18 protein-coding genes are annotated in these 20,440 nt (G+C 54.6%); 6 read left to right on the top strand and 12 right to left on the bottom strand.

Annotated features, from left to right (window positions below; genetic code table 11):
* Positions 1 to 123: 123 nt before the first annotated feature.
* The 3 genes from ileS to HMPREF0573_RS07510 all read right to left on the bottom strand — a co-directional run bounded on the left by ileS (position 124) and on the right by HMPREF0573_RS07510 (position 4,465).
* Positions 124 to 3,411 carry an isoleucine--tRNA ligase gene (gene ileS / locus HMPREF0573_RS07520; RefSeq protein ID WP_013189457.1) on the bottom strand — a complete coding sequence of 1,096 codons (3,288 nt, stop codon included), beginning with the start codon at positions 3,409 to 3,411 and terminating at the stop codon, positions 124 to 126.
* A gap of 352 nt (positions 3,412 to 3,763) precedes the next feature.
* A complete protein-coding gene (locus HMPREF0573_RS07515; protein ID WP_004006959.1) occupies positions 3,764 to 3,982 on the bottom strand; it encodes a helix-turn-helix domain-containing protein in 219 nt (72 codons plus the stop codon).
* On the bottom strand, positions 3,983 to 4,465 hold the full coding sequence (locus HMPREF0573_RS07510) for a DUF2975 domain-containing protein (protein ID WP_004006960.1): 483 nt from the start codon (positions 4,463 to 4,465) through the stop codon (positions 3,983 to 3,985).
* A gap of 214 nt (positions 4,466 to 4,679) precedes the next feature.
* Between HMPREF0573_RS07510 and HMPREF0573_RS07505 the strand changes: the two genes are divergently transcribed.
* Positions 4,680 to 5,069 carry an MmcQ/YjbR family DNA-binding protein gene (locus HMPREF0573_RS07505; RefSeq protein ID WP_013189456.1) on the top strand — a complete coding sequence of 130 codons (390 nt, stop codon included), beginning with the start codon at positions 4,680 to 4,682 and terminating at the stop codon, positions 5,067 to 5,069.
* Here HMPREF0573_RS07505 and HMPREF0573_RS07500 read toward each other — a convergent pair.
* The 7 genes from HMPREF0573_RS07500 to guaB all read right to left on the bottom strand — a co-directional run bounded on the left by HMPREF0573_RS07500 (position 5,054) and on the right by guaB (position 14,300).
* On the bottom strand, positions 5,054 to 6,931 hold the full coding sequence (locus HMPREF0573_RS07500) for an ABC transporter ATP-binding protein (RefSeq protein ID WP_041798035.1): 1,878 nt from the start codon (positions 6,929 to 6,931) through the stop codon (positions 5,054 to 5,056). The two genes, HMPREF0573_RS07505 and HMPREF0573_RS07500, sit on opposite strands and share 16 nt — an antisense overlap.
* Positions 6,928 to 8,646 (bottom strand): ABC transporter ATP-binding protein/permease, encoded by a 1,719-nt coding sequence (locus tag HMPREF0573_RS07495; RefSeq protein ID WP_013189454.1) that lies wholly within the window; start codon positions 8,644 to 8,646, stop codon positions 6,928 to 6,930. The genes HMPREF0573_RS07500 and HMPREF0573_RS07495 overlap by 4 nt, the downstream gene beginning before the upstream one ends.
* Entirely contained in the window at positions 8,643 to 9,761 is a 1,119-nt protein-coding gene (locus HMPREF0573_RS07490; protein WP_013189453.1) for a GuaB3 family IMP dehydrogenase-related protein, read from the bottom strand. Before HMPREF0573_RS07490 ends, HMPREF0573_RS07495 begins: the two co-directional genes overlap by 4 nt.
* 80 nt (positions 9,762 to 9,841) lie before the next feature.
* Positions 9,842 to 11,155 carry a tRNA guanosine(34) transglycosylase Tgt gene (gene tgt, locus HMPREF0573_RS07485; RefSeq protein WP_013189452.1) on the bottom strand — a complete coding sequence of 438 codons (1,314 nt, stop codon included), beginning with the start codon at positions 11,153 to 11,155 and terminating at the stop codon, positions 9,842 to 9,844.
* Between the two features lie 56 nt (positions 11,156 to 11,211).
* Positions 11,212 to 11,952 carry a queuosine precursor transporter gene (locus HMPREF0573_RS07480; RefSeq protein WP_041798033.1) on the bottom strand — a complete coding sequence of 247 codons (741 nt, stop codon included), beginning with the start codon at positions 11,950 to 11,952 and terminating at the stop codon, positions 11,212 to 11,214.
* A 46-nt stretch (positions 11,953 to 11,998) separates the two neighbouring features.
* Positions 11,999 to 12,721 (bottom strand): exonuclease domain-containing protein, encoded by a 723-nt coding sequence (locus HMPREF0573_RS07475; protein ID WP_013189450.1) that lies wholly within the window; start codon positions 12,719 to 12,721, stop codon positions 11,999 to 12,001.
* Positions 12,722 to 12,764: 43 nt separating this feature from the next.
* Positions 12,765 to 14,300, bottom strand: a complete 1,536-nt coding sequence (guaB, locus tag HMPREF0573_RS07470) for an IMP dehydrogenase (RefSeq protein ID WP_004010782.1) — start codon at positions 14,298 to 14,300, stop codon at positions 12,765 to 12,767.
* Positions 14,301 to 14,561: 261 nt separating this feature from the next.
* Here guaB and HMPREF0573_RS07465 point away from each other — a divergent pair, with 261 nt between their 5' ends.
* Positions 14,562 to 14,852 (top strand): WhiB family transcriptional regulator, encoded by a 291-nt coding sequence (locus HMPREF0573_RS07465; protein WP_004006969.1) that lies wholly within the window; start codon positions 14,562 to 14,564, stop codon positions 14,850 to 14,852.
* A gap of 177 nt (positions 14,853 to 15,029) precedes the next feature.
* Here the strand turns inward: HMPREF0573_RS07465 and ddaH are convergent, their stop codons facing one another.
* A complete protein-coding gene (gene ddaH / locus HMPREF0573_RS07460; RefSeq protein WP_036324229.1) occupies positions 15,030 to 15,812 on the bottom strand; it encodes a dimethylargininase in 783 nt (260 codons plus the stop codon).
* Positions 15,813 to 15,930: 118 nt separating this feature from the next.
* Between ddaH and HMPREF0573_RS09840 the strand changes: the two genes are divergently transcribed.
* Together HMPREF0573_RS09840 and HMPREF0573_RS07455 are read left to right on the top strand one after the other, a co-directional pair.
* The gene (locus HMPREF0573_RS09840) at positions 15,931 to 16,245 is read left to right on the top strand and encodes a hypothetical protein (protein ID WP_004006971.1); all 315 of its coding nucleotides are present in this window, start codon (positions 15,931 to 15,933) and stop codon (positions 16,243 to 16,245) included.
* An 81-nt stretch (positions 16,246 to 16,326) separates the two neighbouring features.
* A complete protein-coding gene (locus HMPREF0573_RS07455; protein WP_201627969.1) occupies positions 16,327 to 17,208 on the top strand; it encodes an integrase catalytic domain-containing protein in 882 nt (293 codons plus the stop codon).
* Between the two features lie 201 nt (positions 17,209 to 17,409).
* Here HMPREF0573_RS07455 and groES read toward each other — a convergent pair whose 3' ends face one another.
* Entirely contained in the window at positions 17,410 to 17,703 is a 294-nt protein-coding gene (gene groES, locus HMPREF0573_RS07450) for a co-chaperone GroES (protein ID WP_036324231.1), read from the bottom strand.
* A 201-nt stretch (positions 17,704 to 17,904) separates the two neighbouring features.
* On the opposite strand from groES, the gene HMPREF0573_RS07445 reads away from it, so the two are divergent.
* Complete coding sequence (locus HMPREF0573_RS07445) at positions 17,905 to 19,170, top strand: THUMP-like domain-containing protein (RefSeq protein WP_013189447.1); 1,266 nt, start codon at positions 17,905 to 17,907, stop codon at positions 19,168 to 19,170.
* 30 nt (positions 19,171 to 19,200) lie between these two features.
* On the top strand, positions 19,201 to 20,313 hold the full coding sequence (gene tsaD / locus HMPREF0573_RS07440; protein WP_004010787.1) for a tRNA (adenosine(37)-N6)-threonylcarbamoyltransferase complex transferase subunit TsaD: 1,113 nt from the start codon (positions 19,201 to 19,203) through the stop codon (positions 20,311 to 20,313).
* The last annotated feature ends 127 nt before the right edge of the window (positions 20,314 to 20,440 follow it).

Below are 20,440 nucleotides of genomic sequence, written 5' to 3'. Positions count from 1 at the left end.
TTGCCGCGCTACACAAAGTAACCTGAGAGACAAAATGCCACGGGAAAATGCATCGTAAATAAGTCGAAGGGCGATAATCAAGCAGATTACCGCCCTTCGCTATGAAATTTTGCAAACAAATCCCTAAGCGTGCTTGCTTACGTTGATTTCAAATTCCGCATCCGTGCTGGGTTTGATTTCCACGCTACAAGCGAGAGTCTCGCCAGCGATGAGTGCCTCGTGAGTCTTGACCCACGCAACTTTTTCTGCCGGTACTCCCAGTTTCAGGTCAATCCGGTCAGCCACGTCCAGCCCCGCGTTCTTGCGAGCATCCTGCACCGCACGAATCGCGTCGCGCGCATAGCCTTCTGACTCCAGTTCCTCGGTCACTTCCGTATCCAGCACCACGAACGTACCACTGTCCAGAACATCGGCAACGGTACCTGGCTCGGCAGCAACCTTCGTCACTAACCCGAACTGTTCACCAGTGAGATGCACCGGCTGCCCGTCGAGTTCCACCTTGTCAAACGCTACCGTGTCACCGTCCAAGTGCCACTGACCGGACTTTTGCGCCTGGAACAGCGCAGAAGTCAGTTTGCGTACCTCAGGGGCAAAAGCCTTGGGGTTGAGAGTCAGTTCTTGTGTCGACTGCAATCCGGACTCGGCGACGCTGAGTACCTCCACAGACTTCACGTTTACCTCGGAGGCAATGAGAGATGTGTAGTCACGCAGCGTTTCCGGATTTGCGGCGACCACTTGAAGCCGGTTCAGCGGCAAACGTACCCGCAGGTTAGCGCCCTTACGCAGAGCATGAGCAGCGGAAACGACATCACGGACCTCGTTCATGGAGTCTACGAGTGAGGCATCGTGCACAGCGTCATCCCAATTCGGGTAATCGGTCATATGCACCGAGCGCTCTCCGGTCAACCCTCGCCAGATTTCTTCAGCTATCAAAGGTAACAGCGGAGCCATCGCCCGCATCAGAGCTTCTAACACGGTATAGAGCACGTCAAATGCGGCTGGGTCTTCATCCCAAAAACGCTGGCGAGAAATACGAATATACCAGTTATTCAATACTTCGGTGAATTGGCGTACGTGTTCGCAGGCCTCCGGGATGTGGAAATTATCCAACTCCGTGCGCAAATCATGGAATAGCTGCCGGGCAGCGGACAGCAGGTAGCGGTCCATCATCGGCAGCGCGTTCACACGCGCCGCATCGAACACGTCCACGAGCTTTGCCTCGTAGCCAGCGCCCTTCTGACAGGTACCGGCATAGAGAGTAAAGAAGTAATAAGCATTCCACACCGGCAAAATCGTTTGCCGCACCGTGTCACGGATGCCCTTATCGGTCACAATCAGGTTGCCTCCGCTGACCACCGGGGAACTCATCAGGAACCAGCGCATCGCATCGGCACCATACTTGTCAAAGACTTCGTTAACATCCGGGTAATTGCGCAGAGATTTACTCATCTTGCGCCCGTCATCACCCAGGACGATACCGTGGGAGATGCAGTTTAAGAACGCCGGTCGATCAAACAGCGCGGTAGCCAGGACGTGCAAGGTATAGAACCAGCCACGGGTTTGACCGATGTATTCCACAATGAAATCACCGGGGTAATGCGTTTCAAACCAATCCCGATTTTCAAATGGATAGTGAACCTGAGCGTAAGGCATGGAGCCAGATTCAAACCAGCAGTCCAGCACCTCCGGGACGCGGCGCATCATGGATTTTCCGCTGGGATCATCAGGATTAGGACGAGTCAGCTCATCAATGAACGGGCGGTGGAGGTTCTCGATTTTGACTCCAAAATCACGTTCCAGCTCTTCAAAAGAGCCATAAACGTCAATTCGCGGATAGGCAGGATTATCTGATTTCCATACTGGAATCGGGGACCCCCAGAAACGGTTGCGTGAAATTGACCAGTCTCGCGCTCCTGCCAGCCAGTTACCAAAGATACCATTCTTGGTATGTTCCGGTGTCCAAGTGATTTGCTGGTTCAATTCCACCATCCGGTCACGAAACTCCGTAACTCGCACGAACCACGACGATACGGCTTTATAGATTAGTGGTTTGCGGCAGCGCCAGCAGTGCGGATAGGAGTGCTCGTAAGAGGCGGCTTTCACCAGGTAGGGACGCTGCCGCGCGTCACGAGTCGCTACCGGTCCGGTTTGGTCACGTAGATCCGCGATAATGTAGCGGTTTGCCTCAAAAACGTTCTTTCCCGCATAATCTGTGACTTCCGCGGTGAGGACACCATCACCGTCTACCGGCATGACCACCCCGATTTGATTCGAGGCACAAACGTTCATGTCGTCCTCGCCAAAGGCTGGGGCGAGGTGCACCAACCCGGTACCGTCCTCGGTAGACACAAAGTCGGCGCCGATGATGGTCCAGGCATTTGAACCGGGTCCCACGTGTCCCGGCTGGTCTGCCGTGCCATCAGCGATAGCGGCAGCTTTGGCGTCTTCAAAGTAGTCAAAAATGGGATAGTACGCCTTGCCAATCAATTCGGAGCCTTTAAAAGGCGCGGATACCTGCGGGTTTTCCCCAAGTTCCTTTTCGTAGGCTCCCAAGCGAGCCTGGGCGAGGATTACAGTTTGTCCCTGCAGATCCCCTTGAGTCGGCGTGACCCGCACATAGTCGATGTCCTCCCCGACGGCAACCGCCAAGTTACTGGGCAGCGTCCACGGTGTCGTGGTCCAAATCAGCACCATCTCGTCTGTGTCGCGCAGGCGCAGCCCCACTGTAACGGTCTGGTCGGTGCGATTTTGATAGATGTCGTCGTCCATCTTAAGTTCGTGGTTCGACAGGGGCGTACCGTCGTGCCAGCAATAAGGCAGCACTTTAAAGCCTTCATAGATGAGACCCTTGTCGTACAGGGTCTTGAACGCCCAAATGACCGACTCCATAAAGGTGGGGTCGAGGGTCTTGTAGTCGTTTCCAAAGTCGACCCAGCGCGCTTGACGCGTCACGTACTCTTCCCACTCTTTGGTATATTTCAGCACGGAATCGCGACATGCCTGGTTGAAGGCTTCAATGCCCATCCCGCCCGGACCTTCGATTTGTTCCTTGTCCTCGATGCCCAGAATGCGTTCCGCCTCCAGTTCGGCAGGCAGTCCGTGCGTGTCCCATCCGAAGCGACGCTCCACGCGGCGACCCCGCATAGTCTGGTAACGCCCCACGATGTCTTTCACATAGCCGGTCAAGAGGTGTCCGTAGTGTGGCAAGCCATTAGCAAAGGGCGGTCCATCATAAAATACGAACTCGTTACTGCCATCCTGCCCGGCTTCACGGGACTCTACTGAAGCCTGGAACGTATGGTCCTCAGCCCAAAAAGCCAGGGTTTCGGTTTCTTGTATGGGAAAATTCGGGCTGGCGTCTAGGGAAGTATCCCGGTGTTTGGGGTAAAACCCGCGTCTTTTCTCGCTCATCTTCGTCCTTATCGCGAATCGTTCATTCACGAGGACGCCTCCGACACTTTGTCGGTGGACGCGGTACCACCTCGCTTGCGCACGTGGTGCTGTCGTAGTCTGGGCGCCGACCTATCCGGTGCGGTCAAACTATGCAGGCGACCAAGTGAGCCGCTCAAGACAGCTGTGACGGGCCTACCCGTCGGAGTCTAGTGAGTCGCATACTCGGCACGCGACCGTTCTTTCCGAAGCTCCCCGGCGATACCCGGACTCAATGACCCCGGACCGGTTCAACGCGGATTCCACTCTATCCAGTTTTTTCTCTGGACTCAAACAAGGTGACATTTTGTCTGAGTTTCAGAAAGACCAACGGTTAGGACGGATTATCTCCCTGTGGGGTGTAGCTCAAAATGTCTCCCGGCTGGCACTCCAAAACTTGGCAGATTTTATCCAAGGTGGAAAAGCGGATTGCCTTGGCGTGACCATTTTTCAATATCGAAATATTCGCCGCGGTGATGTCTACAGCCTGTGCAAAGTCCTGAACCGACATACCCCGCTGGGCCAGCAACACCGACAGATTTACCGTAATCACTTAGATGACCTCCGCTAATTCTGCGGCATCGTCCAGCGCGGCTTGAAAAATACTCTTAGCCAGGCTGACCAGGGAGAATAGCCCCACTCCCAAAACTATTCCGCCGAGGAATAAAAGTGGCGGCTCCGGTCTGGTTGCCGGTGCAAAAATGCTCATATGCCCACCGGTTAGCGCGACGATACCGGGACCGATAGCAACCATGAGACGCGCTAAATTGATCCATTTCATGGTTTTAGCACTAAAAAAAGCTCCCTTGCTAACTGCCCTTACCAGCATAATCAACGCCACAATCAGTACCTGCACGCAAATGAGCGCCGCAACGGCTGCCAGCGCGTAGGGTACAACTAGGTGTCGAACCTCGGGGAACTCCTCTCCTGTTTCCCATGCCGCATATGCGCAAAACAACTGGAGCAACAACACCCCTGGAAGAGCTGCAATCAAGGCAATTTGTGACAGAATTACGTAAATTTGAGAAAACTTCATATATCGATTATCGATACTTATATATCGTTTGTCAATAGGTATTACTGCACGAACTGGCACGTAGCCACGCCCGGTTGCGCCTCTGGAACAATTCACTCACCGACCAAAGACCCATAAAACCTGTGAAAACGCTACAGTTTAGAGTGAACATCCTGCCAGAAAAACATCTGGGCACTTCAGATTGAAGCCCAACTAGCATCTACCAGGGGGACGTATGAAAGCCGAGGAATTGTGGGATCAGGCTCGTGCAGTGGCTCTGGAGCTGCCCGGTGCTGAGCCGTGGGTGTATTCCCCGCAGTGGGAGGCTGTAAAAGTGTGTGGGAAATGGTTCGCGGTCATGGTGGAGGTCCGCGACACTCCGGTCGTGAACTTGGCCGTGTTGCCTGAGGACGGCCTGGCACTGACCCAACGCTATGCGGAAATCACTCCCGGCTGGCATATGAACAAAGACCGCTGGATCAGCGTGCATCCCGGCGGGGAAGTCGACCTGGACCTGTTGAAAGAACTGGTCGAGGAATCTTACCTTAACGTGGTATCACGGCTGCCGAAACTGGTACGGCAAAAACTAGCGCGCCACTCCAATATCCATCAACCCCGCAGATGACGCAACGCCGATTCCGGATTTGCCAGCAGGTCCTCCGGTTTCCCCTGTTCCACGATGTGCCCTAAATCGAGCACTGCCACCCAATCAGCTTGGGCGATTTGATCCAGGTTGTGCGTAATCTCTAAAACGGTGGGACGCGGCACCATAGCGCGCAGATTATCATTGATGCCCGAAGCTAGAGACGGCGGCAAATGCGCAGTGTGCTCGTCCAAGATAAGGACCTGAGATTGACGCAGCAGGGCACGAGCCAGAGAAAGCCGCTGCCGCTGCCCCCCACTGAGGTCGGTTCCCTGCGAAGCCACTCGATGCTGCAGTCCTCCCGACATCGCTTTCACTTCCTCATCCAACCCTGCCATCGCCAAAGCCCACCAGAGCTGCTGGTCACTGGCTTGCGGACGGGACAAACGCAAGTTTTCGGCAATAGTCATATCGAAAATTGTTGATTCGGCGTTGACTAAAGATACAGCGTCGCGCAGGGACGCCAGTCGATAATCTCGCAAACTGCGCCCGTCTAAGCGGACCGTTCCCGTATCGGGATCATAAAACCGCAACAGCAAGCGAGCCAGGGTCGACTTGCCACTGCCCGTTGCCCCCACCAGGGCGGTCCACGAACTGGGTGCTAGTTTTAGGCTCACCTGTGCAATAGTCCCCGGCGTCGGGTTAGTCTGCGAAATCGTGTGGGTGGATTCAGGATAGCGGAAGCTAACATTGCTAAATTCCACTGCTACAGGGGTGGTTTGCGGCACGTCTTCCGTCCCCTCGCAAAGTTCCAGCCCGGCATGAGTCAGCTGGTAGACGCGCCGTGCTGCGGCGAGGGAGGTATTCAGTTCGGTACCAAAATCCACCACCGCGTTAAACCCATCCCAGCAACGCAAAACGGCAAAAATGATTGCTATCCAGGCTGCCATTCCCAGCGCCTCCGCCTGATAGAGTGGCGCGCCCACCGCCAGCAGAATTAGCACGGCAGCCATTCGCCACGCCGAGAGGAAAGCCCCTCGAAAAGCGGACTTGCTAGCTTCTTGCAGACTAGCTTGGACCAGCGCTTCACCCAACTTGTCACTGCCGGTCAGACGGGCGTTGCACAAGCCGTATCCGACAACTTCCGCCAAGCCTCCCAACGAGTCGGTAACATCGACAGCAACGCGTCCACGAGCAGCAAGTTTTTTGCGTGCTGCCAAATGCCCAGAATATATACCGAGCCAGGGTATCAATAGTCCCACTATGAGAATTCCTGCCACAGTTACACCTATTTGCCAAGGTGCTACCGCAAAAGTCGCCACGATAACAATGCTGGGAATCAGGAAAGCGGTCAGCGCTGGAGCAAACGTGTGCGCAAAGAAAACCTCTATACGATCTATATCTTTCGTGAGACGCGACAAGAGGTCCCCGCTGTGATTATCGGTCACGATAGCGGGAGCTTGGGGGAAAATGGCTCGATACGCCTGAGCCCGCAAGAGTTCCAAGGCTTTAAACGCAACCAGGTGCCCCCAGTATTGTTCCAGATAGCGTGCCAAACCTTTCAAAAGCGCGGTTCCAGTCATTATCGTCACTAACCCACCCACGTTAGCAAAGGAACTGTGGATGCAACCGCAATCCAGATAACTCTTCACCAGGTTAACCAGCAGCACTGCAGGTACGGCAAAGAGCACGATACCCAGAATTTGATCGACTAACCTAGCCATGGCGGACCCCGCGAGGGGACCCAGCACGGAGCGAGTTGAGGACAGTAACCAGCGGATGACTGACCGCACCCCCACCGCAGCTTCTGCGGAACCGCCTGCGGAGGAGGGTGTGCTATCGCTCTGGCATGAGAGAGCAGGTGCCGTGTTTGTTAAGTCAGAAGCGTGTTCCACAGGTTTCACCGAACCACCAGCTCTCCGTGCTCGACCTGCAAAACGCGGTCTGCCAACGCAGTCAGTGCTCCGCGGTGCGACACCATGATAAGCGTATAGTTTCGTCCCAAGGCATTGAGGGCATCCAAAATTTTCCTCTCAGAATTCAAGTCAACTTGAGAAGTCGCTTCATCCAGCAACAAAATTTTTCGACCACTCCCGATGGCTCGCGCCAAGCTGAGACGCTGTTTTTGTCCGCTCGATAGCCCCACTCCGTTCTCACCCAGAGGAGTATCCAGCCCCAGGGGCATCTGTTTAATTTCGTCGTCAAGATGAGCTAACCGCAGAGCATCCCATAACTCGGTATCAGAAGCCTCCGGGGCTGACATCTGGAGGTTTTCCCTCACGGTTCCGGTAAATAGCCAGGTGCTTTGGCTGACCAAAGCCGAGCACTGCGCTAAGTCGGTGTCTGTCCCGGAGATCATCACCCTCCCCTCACTCGGGGTCAAGAACCCTTTCATTACATTCAAGAGGGTGGTTTTTCCCTGTCCGGAATCGCCCACAATCGCCACGCGCTCACCCTGAGACACGCTGAGGTTGACTCCTTGCAAGACTTCGCGGCTCCCGTATCGCACCTTGACATTTTCCAGATAAACCGCGGGAATCTCAGTCTTCTCCGCCACAAGCTCATCATCTGGGATTCCCGCATCGGTGGGACGCGCCGTGCTGACGTTCCCACAGTGAGCAGCCGATTGGTTAGCGTGTGAGTTGAGGAATCCTGAAATGGCGCGACCGGCTGCCCGCCCGCTCATCGCTACATAGAAAAACGCCCCGAAGTGGTCAATCGGTTCCAGCAGCAGCATTGCCAATCCCAGCGCGGTAACGGATTTACCCAGAGACAGCTCCCCCAGGGACACCAAGTACATTGACAAGGCAGCTACAGACGTGATGACAAACAGTGAAAACACCGTATCCAGGACAAAAATAATGACTTGATTGGACCGCAGCAGACCCATAGTCGCACGTCGATTATCTTCGCCCACTGTCTCCAGCTCATCGCCCATGCGACCTGCCGCCCCCAGCAGCTGCAGAGTCGTCAGTCCCTGCAATACTTCCAGGTAGTTTGCCGCTAATGCCGCTCGCGCCCGCGCGGATTTCGCCGAAGAACGCCGAAAGAGCTTTCGAAAAAGCCAGACCGTCCCTACTGCTAACGGCAGGCACAGTGCCAGTGCGAGCGCCAGAAAGGGATGGACCAAAAACCCCATTGCCACCACTATCAACACTGGCGCGCTAAAGGAACCTTGTACCTCAGGCAGGAATCCTTGACGATACCGGGTAAACTTTTCCGCTGACTCGGTTGCCAACGCCACGATTTTCCCGGTGCTGTCCTGGTTCATCCGCGCGGGTCCAGAGCGAAATGCTTCGCGCAACAGAACACGTCGCACGTGATTTTCTTCACGTATTTGAGAGCGGGCCGCGCACCGTGAGAGCGAAAAATTCGCCCCAAAGACCAGGGCAATCCCCGCAATTGCCAGCGCCCACGAAAGGGCTGGTGCAGACGACCACTCGGGGTGGAGGTAATTGTCGAGAATGTCTCCTGCTGCGACGACCACCGTAATCATGCCGAGGGTCATGAGCCAAAACAGTCCCAAGATTCCACGATTAGCGCGGCGTCCATCGGCAGTTTGCAACGCGGCAAACTGGACTTTACCCGGTTTTTTCGGAACTACATGAGGGGCGTTCAATAGCTGGTAACCACTTCGACTCGTTGGAGTTCTTTGACGTCGGTATAACCCGTCGTTGCCATGGTCCGACGCAGGGCACCCATCATATTGAGGGTTCCTTCGGCATTATCAGCAGGACCGAACATAACCTGTTCCAGAGTGCCGACGGTGCCGACTTTGACCCGAGAACCGCGTGGCAATGTGGAGTGATGTGCCTCACTACCCCAATGCCAGCCGTGACCGGGCGCCTCAGAAGCCCTAGCCAGAGCGCTTCCCAGCATTACGGCGTCCGCTCCACAAGCGATGGCTTTTACCACGTCTCCCGCAAAACCAATGCCACCATCGGCGATAACATGCACATATCTGCCACCGGATTCATCCAAGAAATCCCGGCGTGCCGCTGCCACATCCGCTACGGCCGTCGCCATCGGCACATGTATCCCCATGGTACGACGGGTCGTAGACGCGGCTCCTCCCCCAAATCCCACCAGCACCCCGGCAGCTCCGGTGCGCATCAGGTGCAGCGCTCCAGTATAGGTAGCGACGCCTCCCACTATGATTGGAATGTCTACCTGATGCACAAATTGCTTCAGGTTTAGCGGCTCTATCTGGGAGGACACATGATCAGCGGATACGGTAGAACCGCGCACCACAAACAAATCCAATGCTGAATCTGCCACTTGCTCCCATAGTTTTTGGGTGCCTGCCGGACTCATAGCCCCTGCCACAATGACATCAGCAGCTTTGATTTCCTCTAACCTGGCACGCATCAGCTCCGGTTTAACCGGCTCGGTGTAGATTTCCTGCAACTTGGCGGTGGCTTTGGCTCCGACTTCGTCAAGCTCTGCCAGCTCTTCGTACAAGGGTAGGGGGTCATCATATCGAGTCCACAGTCCCTCCAGGTCCAAGACTCCGACTCCGCCCATTTTCCCCAAGGCGATAGCATTTTGAGGGCTCATCACCGAATCCATCGGCGCGCCCATGATCGGAACCTGCATGTAATAAGCGTCAAATTGCCAGGCTAGAGACACGTCACGAGGATCTCTGGTACGGCGCGAGGGCACCACCGCGATTTCATCAAAAGAATAGGCTCGACGCCCCCGCTTGCCACGTCCAATCTGAACTTCTTCATTCATAGATTTAGCCTACCAAAATGCACCCCAGCTGGAGCGGCTGGCAGGTCCGAGAGTCAGGTCCCGGCACCCTATCGCGGTAATCATGCCCGCCCCAACTGGATTAGAGTCCGGTGTTTAAAGTCCTGATACGCATCCTCACCGGCGATAATAGCCTGACGGATGCTATCTACCAAGTGAACGGTGTAATACTCGTTGTGAATGGTCAGCAGGGTAGAAGCCAGCATTTCCTTGGCTTTCAGCAGGTGATGCAGATAGGCGCGCGTGTAGTTTGTGCAGGTGTAGCAGCCACACCCCTCTTGGAGCGGGCTGAAGTCCTCGCGAAAAGCGGCTCGCGCCATATTAGTCCTGCCTGTGGGCAGATACGCTGCTCCGGTACGCGCCACGCGAGACGGAGATACGCAGTCGAAAGTGTCGGCTCCGTTTTCGATGCCGGCAAAGAAATCTTCTGGTTCTGAAATCCCCAACAGGTGGCGCGGACGGTCTTCGGGCAGCTCCTGGCACACCCAGGAACAAATCAAGCCGAGATTTTCCTTTTCCAGGGCACCTCCGATACCAAACCCGTCAAAGTGGCGACCTGAAATTTCCATCTTCCCGAGGTCATGCGCGGCTTTCCGGCGTAAATCCTCCCATTGGGCTCCTTGAATTACTCCGAAAAGCATCTGATAAGGCTTGCCGGCACGTTCTACGGTGAGCCGCTCGTGTTCTGCCAGGCAGCGTTCCGCCCATCGCCGCGTGCGTTCCAGGGAAATCACCTGGTAGTCGTAGGAATGCAACAGGGATGTCAACTCATCGAAAGCGAAAATAATATCGGCACCCAGGTGGTGCTGAATCTGCATAGAGATTTCGGGTGTGAACCGATGTTTGGTTCCATCCAGGTGCGAACGAAAATTCACACCGTCATCATCGACCCGCGCCAGACCGGGATGTGCCTGGCGTTTATCGGGAGGGGTTAGCTCGGCGGATTCTTCCGCCTGCTCCAAAAGTTTGCGTTTGTCCCCGGAGCGCTCATGGTTGCCGTGTTCGCGCGAAGCCGTACGCTCTCGAGATGAGGCGGCGAATTCTTGACTGAGGACCTTCTTGTATCCCGCCCCTAGGCTGAGGACTTGAAATCCCCCCGAATCAGTGAATGTGGGACCATCCCAATGCATAAAAGCTGCCAGACCCCCGGCTTTATCGACCAATTCCGGTCCCGGCTGCAAATACAGATGGTAGGCGTTTGCCAGTACTGCCGACGCACCAAGCTCGCGAATCATCTCTGGAATCAGCGCTTTCACAGTCGCTTTTGTACCAACAGGTACAAAAGCTGGGGTGGGAATATCGCCGTGGGGAGTGTGGATAACCCCGGCTCGCCCCAATTGACCCAGACGAGCCACAACCTCAAAGTTTTCACTCATTCAAACATCACCCCAGGTTAGGAACATTTAGTCGAAACGGTTTCTGTACCGATTGGTCAATTATTTGTCACCAGAGGGCGCTCTACGAGAGTTTCTATATCAATCGGTACATAATTTTTCTCGCCTCGCTTCACCAATCCGATGACCTGAATACTGATTGGCGACATAACAATCTCCAACGCGCACTTGTACACGTAGCCAGTCAATACGTAGTTGAGGAATTCCGGACCTGAAATCAAACCGGCAAAAGCGATGGTGCAAAATGCCACGGTATCTACCAATTCACCGACCAAGGTAGAAGCAATCATACGAACCCAGAGTAAACGCTCCCCCGTGTGACCTTTGATCCGCACCAGGACCAGAGCATTTAGCAACTGCCCCAGTACATACCCCACCAGGGAAGCTGCCACGATACGCGGGACGAACCCAAAAACCTGAGAAAAAGCGGGAGTAATGAAGTCCCCACTGGCGGGCGGTGCTTTAGCGACCAGGAAAAACAGTCCAGAAGCCAAGATAGAAATCCCGAATCCAGTCAGCACCGCTCGACGCGCCCCGCGGAATCCATAGACTTCCGAAAGAATATCTCCCAAGATGTAGGTGAAGGGGAACATGACTGCTCCCCCATCAAAAATCAACCCCAGGGGTCCCCCGATGAGTTTGGTGGCGGAGATATTAGAAATTAGCAGCAGCGCGACAAACAAGGTCATGAAAATATCAAAAAAACGTCCCTTGCCCATAGCCACGAAGTTGACCACTGGGCGCGAGGTCGATGGCACAGAGCTTTCGACCGATTTCACTGTTTTATTCTCCCTTACTATTAATCTGACGTAGCGACCGGCAACGCTAAAACTGTGGCCAGTGCAGTGACACCGGGCGGAAATCCGGCTTCCGCGCCGACATAAACTCATTAAAACTTCGAGCCCATTGACTATGCCCCACCGCCTGGAACTGCATCATCTCCCCCGGACCCATTTCCAGTAACTCCGGAAATCGCTCAGACATGGCACCGAGCAAATCCAGAGTCGCAGAGACATCGGCTTGTGCATTATGGAAGTCCTCACGCAGTGGCAAATCGTAGGCGGTGCAGACGGATGCCAAATTACGTTTCCCCTTGCGATAACGATCCAGAATTCGGTCTAAAACTAGCGGATCAACGATTGGTCCGACTGTTCCTTCCAGGCGCTGTCGCAAAGTTGGCAAATTGTGACGCGCCAACTCCGCCTCCAGAATCGCGAAATCAAAGGTAACGTTGAAACCCACTACGGGCACTCCCCGGCGCATTGTTTCCGCGACGATACCAGCGACTTCCTCGAGACCAACCCGCGGGTCGACCCCGTTAGCTTGCAAGTATTCATCAGTCAGACCGTTAACCCGACCAGCAGCAGGAGGCATCGGAACGCCGGGATTGATAATCCAATAACGCGGCGAATCCGTACCGTTTATCCTGCGTATCAGCGACACCGTGGCGATACGGTCACGCGACGTAAAAACACCCGTCGTCTCCGTGTCAAAGCCCAGGACCTCCTGATTAAGCCAGGGAGTATTCAGCTGGTTCACTTCATCCATAACCAAAGTCTCTCACACACCCTGCAGGCGAAAATCTTTGGTCTCAGTGACGCTGATAGTTCGGGGCTTCCACAGTGACTTCAACATCGTGAGGATGAGATTCCTTTAAGCCTGCCTGAGTGATGCGCACGAAACGCCCCTGGTGACGCAGCTCGTCAATGGTATGCGCCCCGGTATAGAACATAGATTGGTGCAGCCCTCCGACCAGCTGATAAATCACCGAACCGAGAGTGCCTTGATAGGGAACCTGCCCTTCGATGCCTTCGGGAACAATCTTGTCATCGCTGGTCACATCAGCCTGGAAATACCGGTCCTTTGAATAGGACTTGCGTCCCCGCGAGCTCATGGCGCCCAGCGAACCCATCCCGCGATAGTGTTTCCACTGCTTTCCGTTCATAAACACCAGTTCACCTGGGGATTCCTCACAGCCTGCCAACAGGGAACCCAGCATTACCGTATGAGCACCAGCAACTAGGGCTTTAGCAATATCGCCGGAGTACTGCAAACCACCGTCGGCGATAAGCGGTACATCCGCACGGGCACACGCTTCTGCAGCCATCATGATGGCAGTAATCTGAGGCACGCCCACCCCCGCTACCACACGAGTGGTACAGATTGACCCCGGACCAACACCGACCTTCACGCCGTCGACGCCCGCATCAATCAGGGCTTGTGCCCCCTCCCTGGTGGCGACGTTACCGCCCACTACTTGCACCCCGGAGAAACCAGAGTCAGTCTTGATTCGCGAAATCATCTCTAAAGCCAGCTTTGCCCCGCCGTTAGCGGTATCCACGATCAGGGCATCCACGCCTGCCTCCGCCAAGGCTTCAGCACGTTCCCACGCGTCGCCCCAATAGCCGATAGCGGCGCCCACCACCAAACGACCTTGAGAATCCTTAGTCGCATGGGGGAATTGCTCCGTCTTTACGAAGTCTTTGACCGTAATCAGACCGGTCAACTTGCCGTTTTCATCAATCAGAGGCAGTTTCTCAATACGATTTTCTGCCAACAGTTTCATCGCTTCTTCGCGAGAGATGCCGGTGCGTCCGGTAATCAACGGCATCGGGGTCATGCAGTCCCGGACTGTCTTGGTGCCCCACTGGGCAGTAGGCACGAAACGCAAGTCACGATTGGTGATGATACCCAGCAGCTCATAGTCATCAGTCACGACCGGCAAGCCCGACACCCGATATTTAGCGCACAGTTCGTCCAGCTGTTCAATAGTGGCATTAGGTCCGATGGTGACAGGGTCAGTCACCATGCCCGACTCGGAGCGTTTCACTTGACGCACCTGCTGGGCTTGGCTCTCGATAGAGAGATTACGGTGCAAAATCCCGATGCCCCCCTGGCGCGCCATAGCGATTGCCATCCGTGATTCAGTGACGGTGTCCATAGCGGCAGAAATCAGCGGGATATGAAGTTTGATTTCTTTGGAAAAGCGCGTGGAGGTATCCACTTCGGCGGGAATCACATCAGTGACCTCTGGCAACAACAGCACATCATCGTAGGTCAAACCGGTCAAAAACCGCGGTTCGACGCCATTTTCAAGGTCTCGCAAGGGATTCGTGATTTCGCTCATATGCCTTCCTTAAATGCCTGGGAATAATTCTTTCGACGTTGATGCTTATTCTAACGCTCTCGCGCTAGCGGTGCTGACGGGGTGAGAAGCACAGTTTACGTGGACTTGTCGGGAAGTCACAAGCACGGGGTCACAAGTTTGGTTCACTACTACTGAAGGACGGTGCGGTGACCCTAAATCGTCCTGTGGTAGGACGCAGGATTGCCAGCACACCACCTAATCTTGAAGGGTAAGAGAAACCACGCGAGGGAAAGGAAGAAAATGAGTAATGTAACGTATCTCCCCGCTCCGACTATTGAATCTTGGGAATGGCAAGACGAAGCTGCCTGCAAGGATTTGGGGACGGCGGCTTTCTTCCATCCTGACGGTGAACGTGGTGGCACTCGGCGGCGTCGCGCTGCGCAGGCTAAAGCAATTTGCGCGACTTGCCCGGTATTGGAACAGTGCCGCAATTACGCTTTGAACGCACATGAACCTTATGGAATTTGGGGCGGCATGACCGAAGAGGAACGCGCCGCTTATTGGAAGGAACGGGAGGCTAAATCCGCATAGACCTGTAGAACCCGGCGAGGGTGAACCCGCCACTAGAAATTGCATTTGTTTTGGGGGCTGAGCCACTGGCTCAGCCCCCAAAATGTATATATAAACTTAAAACCGAATCGCCTGCCCGCCCCGCCAAAACACTATTTTCGGACGCGCCGGATTGTGGCGAAAAATCCAGTTTACTCGCTAACCCACGTCACCGCGCAGACGCACGGACAGGCAGGTCACGCAACCTTCGAGCTTCTCGTACTCGCCGATGTCTACCGCGACCACTTCGTAACCCATGCTCTCAAAGAGTTCCTTGGACTTGGGAGCGGCGGCGGACATCAGAATCTTGTTATCCTCGAGCAAAACGACGTGCGAACCGGGTTCTTCGGGAACTTCCATGAACTTGTCCCACACGGTCGGGTCGTCCACCAGCGGTTTGTAGCCGACTACAGTGCCGTCGTACAAGGCGGTGACACCGCTCTTGAGGTGGAGCACCTTAGTCATTTCCACGGGGATGACTTCCGCGTTGAATTCCTTCAAGTACTCGGCAAGCTGGCGCACCCCTTCTTCGTTGGTGCGGCCACCGGGCGTTTGTCCGACCCAGACTTTACCGTCAAACTTCAGGATGTCTCCCCCGTCCACGGTGCCGGGTTCCTTAATGTAAACCACGCGGTATCCGGCATCCCGAACCGCTTTTTCGACTCCCGCAACTTCAGCGCGGCGCTCCGGAGCTCCGGAGCGAGTGATGATGGCGAGATCTCCATAGACAAAAACAGGATCCTCAATGAATACCGAATCGGGGCAATCAGGAGCGGGCTCGACCTCGACGGTTTCCCACCCATTATCATTGAGTGCCTTGACGTAGCCTTCCCACTGGCGCAAACCCAGATCATAAGAGACAGCAGATTTTTCAATGTGCGTCACAATCCCATCAGCCATTTTGGGGCTGGGGCGACGAACTAATGCTAATTTCCTAGTCATAGCTTCCAGCGTAGTGGTGGACCGAAAACCCGTCAAGGGATCGGCGTACCTTATGTATTTTGAGCGCGAGGGTGATGTGGTGCCTCATATAGTTTGAGCGCGAAAATAGGTTGTTGGTATGAATGATGGAGTGGTTTCTATGGGTGCGCGTGTTGAGGTCACGAAGCGGTTACGCCAGGCGTATCGCGGGGCTTCTAAAAAGGAAAAGGGCAGGGTGCTGGATAGTTTTTGTGAGTCTACGGGATTGTCCAGAGCTACCGCGAGGAGGTATTTGACCAGTGATGTCACTGGAAATCCTGGCGTGGTCAGGATTGATTACCGTAAGGCCAGGGCGACAAAGTATTCAACGGTAGCGAAGAGGATACTACAACGGGTTTGGGTGCTATCAGGATGCCAATGCGGTAAATATTTGGCAGTATCGATGCGTGTTTAGCTTGATTCCCTTGAAACGCATGAGGAACTGGTGATAGGAAGAGCCGGGTATAGCCAGAAAATACGTGACGAGTTACTGGGAATGTCTGCTTCTACGATAGACCGGTATCTCAAAGAAGCCCGCCAATCTCTAGAGCTGAGGGGTATTTCGAGTACGAAACCAGGAGCATTGTTACGTAACTCGATAAAAATCAGGAAAGCCGGGGACGAGATTGCTGACGAGCCAGGATTTTTCGAGAGGTACACGGTGGCGCATTGCGGGCCGAGTCTCAAGGGAGAGCTCGTCCGTACCCTGACGTTAACCGACGTGAACACGGGCTGGATACATTTAGAAGCCCTGCAGAATAACGCCCGGGTGCATATGCTCAAAGCTCTAGACTCTGCGATAGAAACCATCCCGTACCAGGTCCAGGACCTGGACTGTGATAACGGTAGCGAGTTCATTAACCGGGAAGTCATTAACTGGGCATCTAGCCTGGACGTATTCTTCACACGCTCGCGCCCTTACAAGAAGAACGACCAGGCACATGTGGAATCTAAAAACAACCATGTAGTGCGTAAATACGGCTTCCACTACCGTTATGACACACCCAAAGAATTGAAAGTCCTGCGCAAGCTATGGAAAACAGTGTGCTTACGTATGAACCTGTTCACTCCTACCAGGAAACCCATAGGCTGGAACCAAGACAGTGTAGGCAGACGTAAACGCGTCTACGACACACCAGCCACACCCCTAGACCGTTTACTAGCCTCCGGGATACTCTCAAGGACACAAATCAAAGAACTACAACAGTTACGCGATTCCACGAATCCTGCCGAGCTAACCCGCGATATCCTACGCTACCAAGCCATACTCACCGACCTAGCCAGAACCCCTACCGAGGTACTCACTATCAGCATGGAACAAAACCACGCTAAACATAAAGCCCTACTCACCCAAGGCATCAAAACCCGCAGCGCCTAACCCCCACTTCGCGCTCAAATTGACATGAGGCACCACGGGGATTTGCGTGCTGAGATGACTGGGCTCGCTGAGATATCGGTGGAGCCCTCATATTTTCTATGGTTTCGGGGCCACGGCGCTGGAATGTGCCAGGAGAAGTGAGGTTATAGCTTAACAGAAAAGACCGGACATACGTCCGGCCTTTTCAAAAATGTGTCTCGATTACTCGACCACAGCGAGCAAGTCGCGAGCAGAGAGAATAACGTATTCCTCACCCTGGTACTTGACTTCGGTTCCGCCGTACTTGGCGTAGATAACCTTGTCGCCTTCCTTGACATCCATCGGCACACGCACGCCCTTGTCGTCAACACGACCGGGACCTACCGCCACGACGGTGCCTTCCTGCGGCTTTTCTTTTGCCATATCCGGGATGACCAGACCCGAAGCGGTAACCGTTTCCGCTTCCAGCTGCTTAATAACAACCCGATCTTCCAAAGGTTTAATGCAAACCGACACTGCGATTGCCCTTTCTCTAAGTTTCTGATGATATTTCACCAACCGAGCGCCGTCGCGGGTGGCACCCTGCCAGTCAATTTATATTTTATGACGCATTTAGCACTCTCGCAACCCGAGTGCTAAGTCAGTTTCAAATCACTCGATTTTATTGTCGCCCCGCACGGTTCTCCCCTTTCCCTCCCTGCCCTTTAAGATTGGACTATGGCAGAAAATTCGCTGGCGCCCCTGTTGCACAAAGAAGGATTCCAATTGCTGGAATCCTTGGGAACTCTGGGACCCTACTCCCCGACACTCGCGGACAAATTAAGCGCTGGTCTGCGCAAACGTGGGGTGGCACCAGCGCTGGTGGCAGCCATTTTGACCCAGCTGGAGCTGCGCGAAGCAGCGCGAGCAAAATTCGGGGATTTCGCGCGAGGAATGCTGTTCACGCGAAACGGCCTGGAGCAGGCCACGCGTTTGCCGGTAGCGGCTGTACACGCTGGACGTTTTCGCGACGCCGGATGTCACCAGGTCGCTGATTTGGGCTGCGGGTTAGGTACCGAGTCCCTCGCTTTGGCTGGTTTAGGGATGCTGGTAACGGCTTTTGAACTCGATGAAGCCACCGCAGCAGCGGCTTTGCTGAATCTCCGTGCCTATCCCGAAGCCCGTGTCACACAGGCAGATATTTTAGAACTGGATTGGGACCAGCTGCGTGCCGAGGGCGTTGATGGCGCCTTCGCAGACCCCGCCCGGCGAGACTCCTCTGGCAGGCGACTGCAGCCGGAGTCTTGGAAACCCCCGCTTTCGCGTATTCTCGCTTGGCAGGATGAGATTCCCCATGGAAACCTCGGCGTAAAAATCGCCCCTGGAATCAACTATCAAGTCCTGCCCGCACAGGGCGAAATCCAATGGATTTCTGTGGGGGGCGAGCTTGTGGAGGCGGGAATCTGGTTGGGTGACCTGATCCGTCAGAAGGGTCGGTCCGCCCTGTTGATGGATAATAACGGGAAAATCGTGGTTACGTTGCACGACGAAACCGCCGCCCCGTGCAACACTCCTGCCCGACTGAGTGAGACCATCGCGACAGAAGATGAACTGGGTAAATGGATCTTTGAGCCTGATGACGCAATTATCCGGGCAGGACTGCTAGCTCAGATTGCAGAACAAACATACACAAAGACGGTATCGGAAAAAATTGCCTATTTGACCAAAGATTCTGATCCAAATGGGGCTGACACGAAACTAGGGAGCTGGTTTGAGACACTCGCGGTCCTCCCTCTGGATGAAAAGAAGATTCGCACCGTACTAAAGACGCGACCAATCAGGTCTTTGGAAATTAAAAAACGCGGTGCCAACGTCTCACCCGCCCAACTACGTCGAAAGGTACTCACCAAGACCGTGAAAGACGGAGAGGACCTAACCTTGATAGCGACCCGTTTGGGCAGGCGACACCGCGCAATCTTGTGCCGACGCCGCACCGAGATTTAAACGCGGGGAAAAACCAACTAAACTGAACCCGTGTTAAACGGTGAGAAACTGACTTTAGGACTTGAATCTACCTGCGATGAAACTGGAGCTGCCATCGTCGCGGGGAAAACCCAGCTATTAGCGAACGTGGTCGCTACCTCGATGGATGAATATGCCCGTTACGGGGGAATTATCCCCGAGATTGCTTCACGGGCACACTTGGAATCATTCCTACCTGTGGTCAGTAAAGCCTTGGATGAGGCAGGAGTAAAGCTCGCAGACATTGACCAGATTGGAGTATCCGCTGGTCCAGGGCTGATTGGTTCGTTGGCGGTAGGAATTGCCGGGGCAAAAGCCCTGGCAGTCGCCACCGGAAAGCCACTATACGGAGTCAATCATGTCATTGGTCACCTGGCAGTTGACCAGCTGGTGAACGGTGATTTGGACCTGCCAGCGGTAGGACTGGTGGTCAGCGGCGGGCACACAAACCTGCTGCTCATTACCGATTTCGCAGCTCCAGATGGGATCAGAGAGTTGGGCGGCACTCTCGATGACGCCTCGGGGGAAGCCTTTGACAAGGTTGGACGAGTGCTGGGGCTGCCCTATCCCGGAGGACCACACGTGGATCGGATGTCCCGCGAAGGCAATCTGGGAGCGATTGATTTTCCGCGCGGTCTAGCAGGAGCAAAGTACGCCAAAACACACCCTTATGATTTTTCTTTCTCCGGACTGAAAACCGCCGTGGCTCGCTATGTTAGCCAGCTCGAAGCCACCCCGGAAGTACGCAACCGTCCGGACTTTACCGAGGATTTTGTACCCGCTCGTGAGGGCAAACCATGGCTGCCGGTAGCGGATATTTGCCGTGGATTTTCGGAATCTGTCAATGACTCCCTGGTCAGCAAGACTATGCGAGCGCTAACCGATTTCGAGGCAAAAACCCTGGTGGTGGGCGGCGGATATTCCGCGAATTCCCGACTGCGTGAATGGCTGACAGAGGAATGCACGAGTGCTGGCGTTACCCTGCGGATTCCCCCACTGAAGTTCTGTACCGACAACGGCGCGCAAATCGCTGCCATCACGGCAGAAATTGCCGGGTCTATCGACCCCAGCCGTCCCGACTTTTCGCCAGTTTCCGCCTTGGAATTGACACGCGTAATTGTTTAGCTTCCGATGTTGCTTTAGTGACGAATCAAACCACGCACCCTCAACAAAAAGCTTCTCAGCAGACCCTTGTGAAAGAATCTGCTGAAGCACACCCCGCGTCGGCACAGTCCTCATCTCAACTAGGCGA

Origin of the sequence: Mobiluncus curtisii ATCC 43063 (assembly GCF_000196535.1) — a bacterium.
In the GTDB taxonomy this organism is placed as follows: domain Bacteria; phylum Actinomycetota; class Actinomycetes; order Actinomycetales; family Actinomycetaceae; genus Mobiluncus; species Mobiluncus curtisii.
Note: the sequence above shows the minus strand (reverse complement) of the source record. Positions and strands in the feature narration are given on the sequence as shown.